Here is a 15,181-nt window from a genome sequence, read left to right as displayed (position 1 = left end):
TCCCTCGCCGAGCAACCTGGTCAGGGTACTCGGCCAGGGAGGCCGCAGGAAAATCGATCAAGGGAACCCGGCTCGCGGGCGCCCTCGCGGGTACCGCTAGTGCTCGTCGAAGAGGCTCGTGACCGAGCCGTCCTCGAACACCTCGCGCACCGCGCTGGCGATGGTCGGGGCGATCGACAGGACCGTGATCTTGTCGAGCTCCAGCTCGCCGGGGGTGGGCAGCGTGTTCGTGAACACGAACTCGCTCACCTTGGAGTTCTTCAGGCGGTCGGCCGCCGGACCCGAGAGCACGCCGTGCGTGGCCGTCACGATGACGTCCTCCGCGCCGTGCGCGAACAGCGCGTCCGCCGCGGCGCAGATGGTGCCGCCGGTGTCGATCATGTCGTCGACCAGGACGCAGACCCGGTCCTTGACCTCGCCGACGACCTCGTGGACGGTGACCTGGTTCGCCACGTCCTTGTCGCGCCGCTTGTGCACGATCGCGAGCGGGGCGCCGAGACGGTCGCACCAGCGGTCGGCGACGCGCACGCGGCCGGCGTCCGGGGAGACGATCGTCAGCTTGTCGCGGTCGACCTTGTGGCCCACGTAGTCGGCCAGCAGGGGCAGCGCGAACAGGTGGTCCACCGGTCCGTCGAAGAAGCCCTGGATCTGGTCGGTGTGCAGGTCGACGGTGAGGATGCGGTCGGCACCCGCCGTCTTCATCAGGTCGGCGATCATGCGGGCCGAGATGGGCTCGCGGCCGCGGTGCTTCTTGTCCTGCCGGGCATAGCCGTAGAAGGGCACGATCACGGTGATGGAGCGGGCCGACGCGCGCTTCAGCGCGTCGATCATGATCAGCTGCTCCATGATCCACTTGTTGATCGGAGCCGTGTGGCTCTGGATCAGGAAGCAGTCCGCGCCGCGTGCCGACTCCTCGTAACGGACGTAGATCTCGCCGTTCGCGAAGTCGAAGGCCTTCGTCGGAACGACGCCGACACCCAGCTGGTGGGCGACCTCCTGGGCAAGCTCGGGGTGGGCACGGCCGGAGAAGAACATCAACTTCTTCGAGTCGGTCGTCTTGATCCCGGTCACAGCACTTTCTCCTCAGAGGTCTCGCAGCTGGGCAAGAGAGCGCGTCTCAGCTGTGTGGTGCGGATTGTGCGTTTATCACGGTACGCCGTCCGCGACGTGCCTGTTTCCGGTCAGCTTTCGTCCGACGCCTCCCGGGACACCGCCTCGGCGGCCTTCGCCGCGGCGCTTCCCGGACGCTTGCGGGCCACCCAGCCCTCGATATTCCTTTGCTGGCCCCGGGCCACGGCCAGCGAACCGGCCGGTACGTCCTTGGTGATGACGGACCCGGCGGCGGTGTAGACGCCGTCCCCGAGGGTGACCGGTGCCACAAACATGTTGTCCGAACCGGTCTTGCAGTGCGACCCCACGGTCGTGTGGTGCTTGTCCTGCCCGTCGTAGTTGACGAACACGCTCGCGGCGCCGATGTTCGTGAAGTCGCCGATCGTCGCGTCCCCGACGTACGACAGGTGCGGCACCTTGGTGCCCTCGCCGATCGTCGCGTTCTTCGTCTCGACGTACGTGCCGATCTTCGAGCGGACGCCGAGCCGGGTCCCGGGACGCAGGTACGCGTACGGGCCCACCGTGGCCTCCGGGCCGACCTCGGCGCCGTCGGACACGGTGTTGTCGAGGCGGGCGCCCGCGCCCACCGCGGTGTCCTTCAGGCGGGAGTTGGGGCCGACCTCCGCGCCCTCGCCCAGGTGCGTGGTGCCCTGGAGCTGGGTGCCGGGGTGGACCACGACGTCCTGGCCGAACGTCACCGTGACGTCCAGCCAGGTCGTGGCCGGGTCGACGACCGTCACGCCGGACAGCATCGCGGCGGTGAGCAGCCGGTCGTTGAGGATGCGGCGCGCCTCGGCGAGCTGCACGCGGTTGTTGATGCCGGCGATCTCGCGGTGGTCGCCCGCCACGCACGCGCCGACGCGGTGCCCGGCCTCGCGCAGGATGCCGAGGACGTCGGTGAGGTACTCCTCGCCCTGGCTGTTGTCGGTGCGGACCTTGCCGAGCGCGTCCGCGAGCAGCGGGCCGTCGAACGCGAAGACGCCGGAGTTGATCTCCCGGATCGAACGCTGCGCGTCCGAGGCGTCCTTGTGCTCCACGATCGCCGTCACCGCGCCGGAGGCGCCGTCGCGCACGATCCGTCCGTAGCCCGTCGCGTCCGGGACCTCCGCCGTCAGCACGGTCACCGCGTTGCCGTCCTCGGCGTGCGAGCGGGCCAGCCGGTCCAGCGTCGCGCCGGTCAGCAGCGGGGTGTCCCCGCACACCACGACCACGGTGCCGTCCACGACACCGCCCAGCTCCTCCAGGGCGCGGCGCACGGCGTGCCCGGTGCCGTTCTGCTGCTCCTGCACGGCCGTGCGCACGCCGCCCGGGTGCTCGGCGAGGTGCGCGGTCACCTGCTCGCGGGCGTGCCCGACGACCACGACGAGGTTCTCCGGCGCCAACTCGCCCGCCGCGGCGAGCACATGACCCACCAGGGTCCGGCCGCAGAGCTGGTGCAGGACCTTCGGTGTGGCCGACTTCATACGGGTGCCCTCACCCGCTGCGAGTACGACGACGGCTGCCGGGCGAATGGCGCTCACGGAGATGTCCTTCGGCTGTGGACGACGGGTGGGGACGGACATCCGCAGGATACCGGGGCGTTTCGGAGACGACATGGGAGCGGGCCCCGACGGAGCTGTCGGGGCCCGAATGCGGTGTGTACGTGATAGAGGCGACATGCGCCTTCCGGAAGCTCCCGGGGAAGGAATCGAACCCTCATTCAAGAGACCAAAACTCTTTGTCCTGCCATTAGACGACCCGGGAGGGCCTGCCCGAAGTGTCCCTTGTAGGGGACCCCGACGAGTGCAGCCCCTACTATGCCGTACCGCGCCCCCCGCGTGCGACGGAACCTCCCCGGACGGTCGCCGGAGCACCGCCCCGGCCGTCGCCGCCGGCCCGGGTCGCCGCCCCGCGCACGGCAGTTGGGGCGCGGCGGCGGTGCGGCCCGCGGGGCCCGGTGCCCGGTCGCCGGGGTCCTCGCGACGCCTCGCGCGCGGTGGCCGGAAAGTGCCCCGCGCGCGCCGCGGAACCGATGCCTCCGCCGGTGCCCGGGACGGACGGCGGGCGTCGCGGCCCGGTGCGCGGCGTCCGCCGGGAACGCAGAGGGAGCCTCCCCCGCGCGCGGTCCCCCGGGAGTGGTGTGGACCGGTCGGCGAAACTGCCCGGAAATCCGTGCGCCCCCGCCCGTACGCTGGACGCATGACCACGACGGGGGAAGAGCACACGGCGGCCCACGCCGGGCCGTGGTGGTGGGACCGGTGGCGAAGCGCCGTGTTCGACGCCGGCCTCGCGCTGGTGTCGGCCGCGGAGTGCGGCGCGGAGGGCGTCCCGTTCGCGCGGGACGCGGGCCTGCCGCTGGCGGCGGGTGTCGTCTTCGGGGTACTGGCCGGGTCCGTGCTGCTGATCCGGCGCAAGTGGCCGATCGCGGTGGTGCTGGTCGCCATCGCCGTCACACCGGCCGAGATGGGCTTCCTGATGGGGGCCGTCGGCCTCTACACGCTGGCGGCGGCCGAACTGCCGCGCCGCATCATCGGCGTGCTGGCCGGCATGTCCCTGGTGGGGACGCTGATCGTGACGTTCGTACGGGTGCGCCAGGAGATGGCGAGCGGCGATCTGACGCTGGGCGACTGGTTCGTGCCGTTCGCGGCGCTCGCCACCTCGCTCGGGCTCACCGCGCCGCCGGTGCTGCTCGGCATGTACTTCGGGGCGCGGCGCCGGCTGATGGAGAGTCTGCGCGAGCGCGCCGACAGCCTGGAACGCGAACTGCAACTGCTCGCCGAGCGCGCCGAGGAGCGCGCCGAGTGGGCGCGCAACGAGGAACGCACCCGGATCGCCCGGGAGATGCACGACGTGGTCGCGCACCGCGTCAGCCTGATGGTGGTGCACTCGGCGGCCCTCCAGGCGGTGGCCCGCAAGGACCCGGAGAAGGCCGTGCGCAACGCGGCGCTCGTCGGCGACATGGGACGCCAGGCGCTCACCGAACTGCGGGAGATGCTGGGCGTGCTGCGGCGCAGCGGCGACGACGGCGGCGGCGCGACCAGGGTCCCGCCGGCCCGCGACCGCTCCCAGGTGCCGCTCGCGGCGGTGGGCGCCGCGGCCGCCGCGGCGGCGTACCGCGCCGACCCGGACGCGCCCGCGCCGGCCGGCGGCGACGGCGGGCCGTGCCTGTCGGAACTGGACGAACTGGTCGGGCAGTCGGCCGCAGCGGGCATGGTCGTGGACCTCTCCGTGGAGGGCGAGCTGCGCGGGTACGCGGCGCGGATCGAGCAGACCGCGTACCGCGTGGTCCAGGAGGCGCTGACCAACGTCCACAAGCACGCGGCGGGCGCCAAGACGCACGTACGGCTCGCGCACCGGGGCGCGGAGATCGCGATGCAGGTGGAGAACGAACCGCCCCCGGAACCCGCCTCGGTGACGGCGGCCCGCCTCCCCTCGGGCGGCAACGGCCTGCTCGGCATGCGGGAGCGGGTCCTCGCGCTGGGCGGCGTCTTCGTGTCGGGCCCGACGGACGCCGGGGGCTTCCGGGTGTCGGCGGTGATCCCGGCGGCGTAGCGCTCCGCCGGGGCGGGCTGAGTCACCGGGCCGCCGGCCCGGCCCGGCGCGGGGGGGCGCGTGCCGTCAGGCCGTCGTCAGGCGGGACGGTTCGGTGCCCGCGACCAGGGCGGCCAGGGACGTGTCGATCTCCGGGCCCACGTACCAGTCGCCGGTGTGGTCCAGCGTGTAGACGCGGCCCTCGGTGTCGATGGCCAGCAGGGCCCGGGAGTCCGTCTCCTCGCCCAGCGGGCTGAGTTCCGTGCCGAGCGCGCGGCCGAGGTCGCCCAGCGTGCGCGCCAGGTGCAGGCCGTGCAGCGGGTCGAGGTGCAGCCGTGCGGGCGCGACCTGACGGCCCGTGCCCGCCGGGCCCAGGCGCAGGCCGCCGAACTCCGCCCACGCCTCGACGGCGGCGGGGAACACGGCGTGCCGGTGGCCCGCGGGCGAGGTGTGCTCGCGCAGCGTGTCCGCCCAGATCTCGGCCTGCTTTATGTCCCAGCGTCCGGGCTGCCAGCCGGCGGCGCGCAGCGCGGCGTCGACGGGTGCGGGGAAGCGGGTGGTGGTGCGCTCGGGGTGCATCTGTCCTTGGTTCGTCGGGGTCCGCGGTCTCGACGGTGAGATACGGATCGGGGGCGTCGGGCGTTCAGGAACCGGGGGAGCCGTCCTCGGGCGTCGGGTCGACGACACGGACGCCGAAGTGCGCGCAGAGCGCGGCGCAGGCGCGGCACGGGGCGGCGAACGTGCCGTGCAGCGGGTCGCCGTCCTCCCGGATGCGCCGGGTCGTCAGCTTGCCGTGCTTGAGCGCCTTGCGGGCCTCGCCGTTGGTCATCGGCTTGCGCGCGGCGCGCTTGCTGCGGGCGGTGTCGGCGGCGGTCAGGTGCCGGGAGACGAGGACGGCCTCCGCGCACCGGCCGGTGAACCGGTCGCGCTGCGCGCTGGTGAGGGTGTCGAGGAAGTCCTGCACCAACGGGTGGAGCGCGGGCGGCTGGTCACCGCGCGCGGCGGTCCCGGTGAGCGTCGCGCCGTGCACGGACAGCGCCGCGGCGACCGTGGGAAGGATGCCGTCACGGCGGTGGAGAAGTACGGGAGCATGCGGGGTTTCCGTGGTGCTCCAGCCGATCCTGGGGTCTCCCGACGTCCCCTTTCGCGGCGATGTCGGGGGCTCTGTCTGCGTCCCGGTCATGGTCGTTCTCCCCTCCCGTGCGTCCCCCTGGGAGGAACCAGACTGCCAAACCGCGTGGCTGGTGCGGTAGCTGGGGGCGCGTGGGACGTCCGTTCCGGGCACGCTGTCACGGCGCTGTGACGGGCGGTCACTCGAACGGAGGGCCGGTGACCGGTGCCGTCGTACCGCATAGGCTGTCCCGCACGGCCGTGCGTGCGGTCAACGCGTTGGAGTCAGTCGATACGGGCCGGGGCGGGCCGATGGTGCCGTCACGGATTCGTACAGAGTGCCGCAGGGGGCAACCGCCATGACGACAGGTCGGCTCGGGCTGGGGGCTCCTCCCGGCGGCCAGGCCGGTGACCGGACCGCGCCGCCGAACGCGGCGTACGCCGGACAGAACGTGCACTTCCCCGATCCCGTACGGGCCGGGCGACACCCCAGGGGAGTACGTGTCGACGAGCACGGCTACCCGGACTTCTCGCCCTACGCGCGCGCGGCGGTGGAGATCGCCGAGCCCCCGGAGGGCTTCGGCGTCGACGAACTGCGCCTGACGGACTACGTGTCGGCGAACGCCGCGCTGTCCGCGTCGGGCCACGAACTGTGGGACACGGTGCCCTCGGTCGCCACCCCGCACGGCTGGACCTGGCACCACGTGGCCGGCGGCCGCCGTCTCGAACTCGTGCCCGTCGAGGTGAAGGCGCTGCTGCGCCACCACGGCGGCATCGCGACGGCCCGCGTCGACCACGCCAAGCGCGGCACCCGCCCGCTCCAGGAGACCCGTCCCGCGCACTTCGCGCTGCCGAAGGCGTCGGTCGCGGTGACCGAGGCCCAGGTGCAGGGCGTGGAGGAGGACCTCGGCTACCGCCTCCCGGGCGCGTACCGGTCGTTCCTCAAGGCGGCCGGCGGCTGCGCCCCGGTGGGCACGGCGCTCGACGCCGAGCTGGGGATGCTGATCGACCAGCCGTTCTTCACGGTGCGCGACGAGGCCGCCGTCAACGACCTGGTGTACGTCAACAAGTGCCTGCGCGACCACCTCACGAAGGACTACCTGTGCGTGTCGTTCGTGCAGGGCGGCATGCTCGCCGTGAAGGTGCGCGGCGAACGGCTCGGCTCGGTCTGGTTCTGCCTGTACGACGACGTGCGCGACACCGACCCGGCGATGCCGCCGGCCGAGCGCGTCGAGCGGCTGCTGCTGCCGTGCGGCGACGACTTCGACCAGTTCCTGTCCCGGCTCGCGGGCAGTCCGCCCGAGCTGGAGACCGTGGCGAACCTGATGGTGGACGGCGGCTTCGCGCGCGCCGTGCCGCTGTCGACGGTGGGGGAGTGACGACGCGATGGTGACGTACGCGCAGGCGCAGGAGCGCGCCGAGGAGTGGATCAACGGGGACCTGCCCGCGTACCAGCACCGCGAGGTGCGGGTACGGGAGTTCGACCTCGGGTTCGTGGTGTGGGCGGAGGACCGCGCGGACGGTCCGCGCTCCGACGGGGGCGCCCAGCGCCTGGTGCTGGCCCGCGACAGCGGCGAGGCCTCGCTGTGGCCGGGCCTGCCGGTGGGCGAGGTGATCCGGCGCTACGAGGAGGAGTACGGCCGTAGGGAGATCGAGGACGCGCCTCCCGCGCCGCCGGCCCGGGTGGACCTGAACCAGACGTCGTTCCTGCTGAGCCCGCCCGAGTGGCTCCAGGAGGCGGCGGACCGGCTGGGGATCCCGGACCGGCGGGCGGGCAGCTCCGCCTCCCCCGGGGCGGGTACGGGTCCGGGCGCCGCCCCGGCGGCGGTGCCGGCCCCCGCGGCCGCGCCCGACGTTCCCGGTGTGCCGCCGGGGGCGACCCCGTGGGCCGGGACGGACACCAACGCCGATTCCGGCGAGGACCGTTCGGTGCCCCTGCCGCAGACCGTGTTCGCGGCCCAGCCGGTGGACGTCCGCCCGGACCGCACACCGCCGCCCGCCGGTGCCGACGACCGTACGGCGCTGATCGCCGGCGGCAGCCAACTGCCGCCCACCGCACTGGCACCCGCGGTCGGCGACCCGGCCTTCGCGCAGCCGCAGCCGCAGTCGCCGCCGCAGTCGCCGCCGCCCCCCGTTCCGCTCCCGGGACAGACGCCCCCGCCCCCGCCGGGGCCCGGAGCGCCGTACGGGTATCCGCAGGGCGCCCCGCAGGGGACGCCGCCGCCTCCGGCCGCTCCCGCGCGGCACCTCGCGCCGAACGCCGGGGACATCGCCGACGCCGCCACGAGCAAGGCGGCACCCCCGCCGCGCGCCAGGCGGGGCGGCGTCTCGACCACCCCGCCGCCGCCCGGCGCCCCCGGCGTCCCGGGCGCCCGGCCGTCCGCGCCCGCCGAACCGGGCCCGCCGGTGCCGCCGCCCGGCGCGCCCGCCGGGGGGTACCAGCCGACCCAGCTGGTCTCGTCGCTCGGTCCCGAGGGACCCGGCGCGCCGAACCCGCCCGGTCCGCCCGCGCCCCCCGGTCCGCCCGCGCCCCCCGGTCCGCCCGCTCCTCCCGGCGGTGCCGGTACGCCTCCGGGCGGCGGGGTGCACCACGCGGCGACGATGTTCGCCGACCCCGGCCCGCAGGCGGGCGGCTTCCCGCCGCCGGGCGCCCCGGGTGCTCCCGGCGCCCCCGGTGTGCCCGGTGCGCAGTCGGTGCCGGGTGCCGTGCACCACGCGGAGACGGTGTTCGCCCCGCCCGTGCCGGGCGGCCCCGGCGCGCCCCCGCCGCCGCCCGGCGTGCCCCGGGGCCTGCCGCAGAACCTGCCGCCCGGTGCCGTCCCGCCGCCGCCCGGCGCGCAGGCACCCGCGTACGGCTATCCGCAGCAGGCCGGTGTGCCGACCGTGGGACCCGGCTACCAGGCCGTCCTGCGCTACCGCGCGCAGGACGGTTCCGAGCAGCAGCTGATCCGGCGTTCCGCGCCGGGCACGCCGCACCCGGAGTGGCAGATCTTCCACGAGCTGCGCGCCATGAACGTCCCGCCGGACCAGGTCCTCGAACTCCACACGGAGCTGGAGTCCTGCGAACTGCCCGGTGCCTACTGCGCGCGGATGATCCGCGAGCAGTGGCCGCAGGCGCGGCTGGCGAGCATCGCCCCGTACGGCACGGACCACGCGAGCCGTCAGCAGGGCATGCAGCAACTCCTGGCGCACCAGGGCGAGTTGCACCAGGTCGCGGACGGTCCGGCCCGGCTCGTCCCGGTGCGCGCGCCGCTGCCGCACGTGCCGCCGGCGCCGCCGCTCCCGCCGGAGGGTGTCGCGCAGGAACTGGCGGCGGCCTTCGGGCCCGGCGTCTTCCGGTTCGAGCAGGCCGCGGTGTCCCGGCAGGGGGTGCCCCCGATCGTGGCGCACACCCTGGTGGCCGCCGGACTGCCGCTGGACATGGGTCCGTTCTTCTGGGCGCAGGCCCAGCCCGGCCGGCCCGTGCCCACGCTCGCCGAACTCGCCCAGGAGCGCGGCGTGCAGCCGTCCCCGGACGCGGGCTCGTACCTGGTGATGGGCAGTGACTTCGGCAAGGCGCTCTGCGTGCAGTACGGCACGGCGAACATCGTCGCGGTGCCGGTGGAGGCGGGGCCGGGCGGCACGTCCGTACCGCCGCAGTTCGTCAACTCCGGGCTGCCCGAGTTCGCGCGCTGCCTGGCGCTGCTCGGCCGGATGTGGCGGCTGCGGTTCGGGCTGAACCAGGAGCAGGCGGGCCGCTGGACGGTCGACTTCCAGGCGCAGCTCGCCTCGCTCGACCCGCCCGCGCTCGGTTCGCCGGAGACCTGGTGGTCGGTGCTGCTCGAACAGATGTGGGACGGATTGCTCTGATCCGGGTCTGAATCGTCCGCGGAAGGGGCTGTCCCCCGTCGTCGTCACGACGGGGGACAGCCCCTTCCGCGTGTCCCGTTCCGGTCCCGTTCGTCCGAGATGCGTGACCTGTGTGCGGAGTGTCGCGTTATGAACACTTCTGTCCGGTCCAGCAAGATGTGCGCACAATCATTCATCACGGTTCGTCGCCTTTCGCATCATTTGATCGTCATTCGGGTTCTTCCGTTCGTTGCGTCATGGCGCGTGGGTCCGGCGGAGAGGAGATCAAGGATGAGCAGCAGTGCGTCACCGCCGCCGCACGGCTTCGCGGCCGTACGCGGCCGCGGCTACCGTCCCGAACAGGTCGACGCCCACGCGGTGTCCCTCTCGCGGCAGCGGGACACCGCGTGGGAGCGGGCCGCGCGGCTGACGGTCCTCACGAAGAACATGGAGGACCAGGCGCAGCACCTGCGCCACCGGGCGGCCCGCCTCGCCCCGCAGACCTACGAGACGCTCGGCGAGCGCGCCCAGCAGGTCTTCCGGCTCGCGCAGGAGGAGGCCCGCGCCCTGACCGACGGCGCGCGCGAGGCCGCGCAGCGTCTCGTGGAGGGGGTGCGGGAGCGGGCCGCCGCGGCGCGGGAGGCCGCCCGGGCGCACGCCGACGCCCTGCGCGCGGAGGCCGAGGAGTCCGCGCGGCAGCGGCTGGTCGCCGCCCGCGAGGAGGCGGACGCGATCCGGGTCTCCGCCCGCCGCGAGGTGAAGGCCGAGCGGACCGAGGCACTGGAGGCGCTGCGCGAGATGCGCCGGCGCACGGCCGCGGTGCCCGACGAACTGATGGCGGAACAGGCCCGCCGCTGGGAGGAGGCCGAGCGCGAGGAGAAGGCGCGCGCGGCCGCCTTCAGTGCCTGGCAGTCCGAGTCGGCCGCCCGTGCCGAGGCCGCCCTGGCACAGGCCAAGCGGGACCTCGCCGCCGCCGCGAACTCGGTGCGCCGCCTCGACGAGATGGCCGACGCGAAGGCCGTCGAGCTGATCGCGGAGGCACGGGCCCGCGAGGACCTCGTCGCCCGCGAGACCGAACGGGTGCTGCGCGAGCACGGCGCGACGTGGGACGACGTCCGCGCCCAGATGGACACCGTCCGCGACAGCCTGTCCGCACTCACCGGACGCGCCGTGGCGGAATGAGGGCGACGCGGCGCGGAGGGGTCGACGTCCCGTCGCAGCAGGGGAGTTGACCTTCCCGGTGCCCGCACGCGGCACCGCGGCCCGTCCTCTCCCCGGGGAGGACGGACCGCGGTGGTTCTGTTGTCCGGTCAGGCGGCGAAGCGCTTGAACGCGGCCTGCGTGCCCGAGCCGGCGACGCCGTCGATGGCGCCGGTGTAGCCGTAGTCGGCGGCGAGCAGACGCTGGAGCGCCTTGATGGTGTTGGTGCCGGGGTCGCCGTCGATGGCGCCGGTGTAGCCCCAGTACGTCTTCAGGCAGCGCTGGAAGGCCTTCCAGCTGTCGGGGCCGAGCTGGCCGTCGGCGCCGTCGGTGTAGGACCAGTACTCGGCCAGCCAGGTCTGGACGTTCTTCGCCTCGGCCGCGGTGAGGCCGAAGTTCCAGTAGGTGGCCGCGGCGGCGGCCTGTACGTTCGTCGCCGTCCGCGGAGCCTCGGCGGGGGCCGCGAAGCTGGTGCCCGCGGTCGCGAGGCTTCCGGCGGCGAGGCCGACGACGGCGGCGAGGCCGGCGATGGTCCTGCCCATGGCGTTCGGTCGCATGCGTTCCTCTTTCGGTTCGTGTTCCGGCACCCGGCCTGCCCGGCGAGCAGGTCGTGGCACCCAACGTGCCGGGGACGGCCCGGGGCGGCCACGGCTGGGGCGCAAGTGACGACTTCGCGGGACGGGCCGCCCCCTGACCTGCGGGGACATCCGGGCCTCGGACGGCGTCGCGGGACGGTGTGGCAGAGGGTCGCGTGCTCATGCAGAATGCGACGCGAGCGGGGGGCCGCTGATCACGGTCGTGACCGCATCGCTGGGGGGAACATGCCGCGCTGGAAGCCGCTTTCCGCCGAACTCGACCCGCGTGCACGGCAGTTGATCGTTCATCTGCGCCGCCTCAAGGACCGCAGCGGACTGAGCACGCGTCAGCTCGCGGCGAAGACCGGGTACAGCGCGAAGTCCTGGGAGCGGTACCTGGGCGGCAGGTCGCTGCCGCCCGTCGAGGCCGTCGAGGCGCTGGCCCGGATCGGCGGCGTCGACGCGGTGCGGCTGCTCGCCCTGCGCGAGGTCGCGGCCGGCGGCGGACAGCCCTCCGCGGACGCCGTGCCGGCCGGGCCCGCCGCCGTGCCGGACGTCCTGCCCGCGGCGGTGCCCCCGGCCGTGCCGCCCCCGGACGCCCTGGACTCCCCGGCCCACCGGCGGCTGCTGCGCCTCGCCGTCGTGTCGGGGGTGGCGGCCCTGGTCGTCGCCGTCTCCTCGGCGGTGTTCGTCGCCCTGCGGCTCGACACGCGCGGCGAGGTGGCCGTCACCCCCGTCGCCGCGCCCGGTTCCGCCTCCTCCTCGGCGCCGCCCGCGTACACCTGCCGGACCGAGCGCACCGGGGGCCTCTGGTACGCGGGCATCAGCCGCACCCGGGACGCGGAACTGGGCTACGGCGACGCCGGGCCCGAAGTCGCCGAGGCGCAGTGCCTGTTACGCCGGGCGGGCATCTCCCCGGGCGGCATCGACGGGATGTTCGGGCCGCTCACGCAACGCGCGGTCAAGGCCTTCCAGAAGCGGTCCGGGCTCGACGTCGACGGCATGGTCGGACCGCACACCTGGAAGGCGCTGCGGGGGTGACCCGGCCCGAGTTGTCCCGCGAGGGCGTCCGACTCGTCGCCGTCCTGCGGGAGTTGAGGCAGCGCACCGGCCTGAGCCTGGCCGGCCTCGCGGCGGCGACCGCGTTCAGCAAGTCGTCGTGGGAGCGCTATCTCAACGGCAGGACCCTCCCGCCGCGCGCGGCCGTCCAGGCGCTGTGCCGCCTCGCGGGGGAACCGGACGGCAGGTGCCTGGCGCTGTGGGAGATGGCGGAGGCGGAGTGGGGCGGGCGCGCGAAGGAGGCGGCGCCGCGTCCCGGCCCGGCCGCGGACCCGGTGGCGGCCCCGCCCGTACCGGAGCCCGCGCCCGCCGCGGTACCGGCCGGCGGGGAGGGCGCGACGCCGGGCGGCGTGTCCCCGGCGGCCCGACGGCCGCGCCACCGGGGCGTGTTGGGCCCCGCCGTCCTCGTCGCCGGGTGCGCCGTCCTGGTCGCCGTCCTGGTGCCGGTGCTGCTGCTCCTCGCGCACCGCGACGGCACCGCGCCGCCGTCGGTGTCCGCAGCCGTCCCCCGGGCCGCCGGACCGCTCTGCCGTGCGGCGGCCTGCGAGGGCGAGGACCCGGTGACCACCGGGTGCGCCGCCGAGCCGGACACCCTCGCCGAGCACCGCACCGCCACCGGCGCCACCGTCCAGTTGCGCTACAGCGCGGTGTGCGGCACCAGTTGGGCACGGATGTGGGGGGCGCGGATCGGGGACCGGGTCGAGGTGACGGCGGCCGGAGAGGGCGGGCCGGGGCACTCCGCCCGCGTCGGGGACCAGGCCCAGGCGGACACCTACGTCCACACGGTCATGAGCGTGACCCACCCCGGCACGGTCGTCCGCGCCTGTTTCCGGCCCGCGGCGGACGGCGCCCGGGAGTGCTTCCGGGCCACCGCGGACCACGACCCGTCCGGCCCCGCCACGTCCGCGTCTCCTCCCGCGCCTGCCAACTCCCGTACGCCTGCTACTCCTTGAGCACGGCGAAGCGGCGCGGAGCCAGGAGCAGCAGCGTCACGAAGGCCACCGCCGCCGCGACGGCCGCACCCAGGTAGACCGCGTGCACGGCGTCCGCGACCGCCCTCCTGGTCGCCGCGGACGTCACCCCCGCGTTCAGCGACCGGGTGACGGAGTCCAGGTCGCCCGCGCCGCCCAGCCGCGCGGCGAGCACCCCGTTGGCGATCGCGCCGAACACCGCGGCGCCGACCGTCTGCCCGGTCTGGCGGCAGAACAGCACCGACGCGGTCGCCGTGCCGCGCTCGGCCCAGCCCACCGTCGACTGGACGCCCACGATCAGCGGGAGCTGGAAGATCCCGAGGGCCGCGCCGAGCAGCAGCATCAGCAGCATCGGCTGCCAGGCGGCTCCCGGGTAGGGCAGGAACGGGAACGCGAGCAGGATCAGCGCGGCGGTGCCGATGCCGACAAGTGCCGTGTCGCGGAAGCCGATCCGCCGGTACAGGTGCTGGCTCAGGGCCGCCGACACCGGCCAGCTCAGCGTCCAGACGGACAGCACGAACCCGGCGGCGACCGGGCTCAGCCCGAGCACCGACTGCGCGTACGTGGGCAGGAAGACCGTCGGCGCCACCATGAGCAGCCCGAGCGCGCCGAGGGACAGGTTGACGGCGGCGATCGTGCGCCGCCGCCACACCCAGCCCGGGACGATCGGTTCCGCGGCCCGCCGTTCGACCACCACCACGAGCGCGGCCAGGGCGAGGCCCGTGCCGAACAGGGCGGCCGAGGGGCCCGACAGCCAGGGCCAGGCGACCCCGCCCTGCACCAGGGCCGTCAGCAGGACACCGCCGCACGCGAACACGGCGAGCGCGCCCGGCCAGTCGACGCGCCCCAGCCTCGCCCCCGACTCCCGTACGGGCTCGTGCAGATGGCGGCCGATGAGCCACAACGCCACCGCGCCGACGGGCAGGTTGACGAGGAAGATCCAGCGCCAGTCCGCGTACGTCGCGAGCAGGCCGCCCAGGGCCGGTCCCGCCACCGACGACGTCGCCCACACCGTCGACAACTTCGCCTGGATCCTGGGTCGTTCCCTCAGCGGGTACAGGTCCGCGGCGACGGTCTGCACCGTCCCCTGGAGCGCGCCGCCGCCGAGCCCCTGCACGACCCGGAAGGCGATCAGCGACCCCATGTTCCAGGCCAGCGCGCACAGCAGCGACCCGGCCAGGAACAGCACGGCCCCCGCGATCAGCACCGGCTTGCGGCCGACGGTGTCGGAGAGCTTGCCGTAGACCGGCAGCGTGACCGTGACCGCCAGCAGATAGCCGGAGAACAGCCAGGAGAAGACGGAGAACCCGCCGAGGTCCGCGACCACTTGCGGCACCGCCGTCGACACGGCGGTCGAGTCGAGGGCGGGCAGCGCCATCGAGAGCATCAGCGCCGCGACCACCGGCCCGCGCCGCCCGTGCGCGGCACGCGCGCCGCCCGCCCCGGCGCCGCCGCCCGGTCCGCCGGACCCGTCCGCGCCGGGGGCCGCTCCGGGGGTGCCCCGCCGGCCCGTGCCCTTCCGGCTCCCGCCGTCCTCGCCGGCCGGTTGCCCGGCCGCGCTCCCCACCGGGTCGCCCACGGATCTCCTTCCACCTACATCCAACTCCCCCGTATCAGCTTCGCATTCGGCTGCCCCGCAGCCCAGGGGGCGTCCACGGGCCGGAGGCCGCCGCCGGTGCGCCGCCGGGGTGGACGGACCACTGCACCGTCGGGTGGAGCCGACCCCGAGACGGTGTCCACCCCGGGGTCGACACCCCTAGGGGTATCTCCCGCCGACGGCTCGGGGAGGGTTCGTCCCGGCGGAGGAGGAGCGCGGCG

General features: G+C 74.8%; 12 protein-coding genes and 1 tRNA gene. 6 read left to right on the top strand and 7 right to left on the bottom strand.

Annotated features, from left to right (window positions below; all coding sequences use genetic code 11):
- Positions 1 to 96: 96 nt before the first annotated feature.
- The 3 genes from ACFZA0_RS12280 to ACFZA0_RS12270 form a co-directional block, all read right to left on the bottom strand.
- Positions 97 to 1,071 (bottom strand): ribose-phosphate diphosphokinase, encoded by a 975-nt coding sequence (locus tag ACFZA0_RS12280; RefSeq protein WP_391014625.1) that lies wholly within the window; start codon positions 1,069 to 1,071, stop codon positions 97 to 99.
- A 110-nt stretch (positions 1,072 to 1,181) separates the two neighbouring features.
- Entirely contained in the window at positions 1,182 to 2,630 is a 1,449-nt protein-coding gene (gene glmU / locus ACFZA0_RS12275; protein ID WP_391014623.1) for a bifunctional UDP-N-acetylglucosamine diphosphorylase/glucosamine-1-phosphate N-acetyltransferase GlmU, read from the bottom strand.
- A 152-nt stretch (positions 2,631 to 2,782) separates the two neighbouring features.
- Positions 2,783 to 2,853, bottom strand: a tRNA-Gln gene (locus ACFZA0_RS12270).
- 435 nt (positions 2,854 to 3,288) lie between these two features.
- Here ACFZA0_RS12270 and ACFZA0_RS12265 point away from each other — a divergent pair.
- Positions 3,289 to 4,641, top strand: coding sequence for a histidine kinase (locus tag ACFZA0_RS12265; RefSeq protein ID WP_391014621.1), 1,353 nt, complete (start codon positions 3,289 to 3,291; stop codon positions 4,639 to 4,641).
- A gap of 66 nt (positions 4,642 to 4,707) precedes the next feature.
- On the opposite strand, the gene ACFZA0_RS12260 is transcribed toward ACFZA0_RS12265, so the two are convergent.
- Both ACFZA0_RS12260 and ACFZA0_RS12255 read right to left on the bottom strand, forming a co-directional pair.
- Positions 4,708 to 5,199, bottom strand: a complete 492-nt coding sequence (locus ACFZA0_RS12260; RefSeq protein WP_391014619.1) for an SUKH-3 domain-containing protein — start codon at positions 5,197 to 5,199, stop codon at positions 4,708 to 4,710.
- A 64-nt stretch (positions 5,200 to 5,263) separates the two neighbouring features.
- The gene (locus tag ACFZA0_RS12255) at positions 5,264 to 5,803 is read right to left on the bottom strand and encodes a YwqJ-related putative deaminase (protein WP_391014617.1); all 540 of its coding nucleotides are present in this window, start codon (positions 5,801 to 5,803) and stop codon (positions 5,264 to 5,266) included.
- A 286-nt stretch (positions 5,804 to 6,089) separates the two neighbouring features.
- On the opposite strand from ACFZA0_RS12255, the gene ACFZA0_RS12250 reads away from it, so the two are divergent.
- The 3 genes from ACFZA0_RS12250 to ACFZA0_RS12240 all read left to right on the top strand — a co-directional run bounded on the left by ACFZA0_RS12250 (position 6,090) and on the right by ACFZA0_RS12240 (position 10,740).
- Positions 6,090 to 7,109, top strand: a complete 1,020-nt coding sequence (locus ACFZA0_RS12250) for an HNH endonuclease (RefSeq protein WP_391014615.1) — start codon at positions 6,090 to 6,092, stop codon at positions 7,107 to 7,109.
- A 7-nt stretch (positions 7,110 to 7,116) separates the two neighbouring features.
- On the top strand, positions 7,117 to 9,579 hold the full coding sequence (locus tag ACFZA0_RS12245) for an SUKH-4 family immunity protein (RefSeq protein ID WP_391014613.1): 2,463 nt from the start codon (positions 7,117 to 7,119) through the stop codon (positions 9,577 to 9,579).
- Positions 9,580 to 9,849: 270 nt separating this feature from the next.
- Positions 9,850 to 10,740: a cellulose-binding protein gene (locus ACFZA0_RS12240; protein WP_391014611.1), complete on the top strand. Its 891-nt coding sequence runs from the start codon at positions 9,850 to 9,852 to the stop codon at positions 10,738 to 10,740.
- A 128-nt stretch (positions 10,741 to 10,868) separates the two neighbouring features.
- Here ACFZA0_RS12240 and ACFZA0_RS12235 read toward each other — a convergent pair whose 3' ends face one another.
- Complete coding sequence (locus ACFZA0_RS12235; RefSeq protein ID WP_391014609.1) at positions 10,869 to 11,315, bottom strand: peptidoglycan-binding protein; 447 nt, start codon at positions 11,313 to 11,315, stop codon at positions 10,869 to 10,871.
- Positions 11,316 to 11,579: 264 nt separating this feature from the next.
- On the opposite strand from ACFZA0_RS12235, the gene ACFZA0_RS12230 reads away from it, so the two are divergent.
- Together ACFZA0_RS12230 and ACFZA0_RS12225 are read left to right on the top strand one after the other, a co-directional pair.
- On the top strand, positions 11,580 to 12,374 hold the full coding sequence (locus tag ACFZA0_RS12230) for a peptidoglycan-binding protein (protein WP_391014607.1): 795 nt from the start codon (positions 11,580 to 11,582) through the stop codon (positions 12,372 to 12,374).
- Positions 12,371 to 13,345: a DUF2690 domain-containing protein gene (locus ACFZA0_RS12225; protein ID WP_391014605.1), complete on the top strand. Its 975-nt coding sequence runs from the start codon at positions 12,371 to 12,373 to the stop codon at positions 13,343 to 13,345. The genes ACFZA0_RS12230 and ACFZA0_RS12225 overlap by 4 nt, the downstream gene beginning before the upstream one ends.
- Here ACFZA0_RS12225 and ACFZA0_RS12220 read toward each other — a convergent pair.
- The gene (locus ACFZA0_RS12220) at positions 13,335 to 14,942 is read right to left on the bottom strand and encodes an MFS transporter (RefSeq protein ID WP_391014603.1); all 1,608 of its coding nucleotides are present in this window, start codon (positions 14,940 to 14,942) and stop codon (positions 13,335 to 13,337) included. The two genes, ACFZA0_RS12225 and ACFZA0_RS12220, sit on opposite strands and share 11 nt — an antisense overlap.
- Positions 14,943 to 15,181 lie beyond the last annotated feature (239 nt).

Origin of the sequence: Streptomyces sp. NPDC008150 (assembly GCF_042956945.1) — a bacterium.
Taxonomy (GTDB): domain Bacteria; phylum Actinomycetota; class Actinomycetes; order Streptomycetales; family Streptomycetaceae; genus Streptomyces.
Note: the sequence above shows the minus strand (reverse complement) of the source record. Positions and strands in the feature narration are given on the sequence as shown.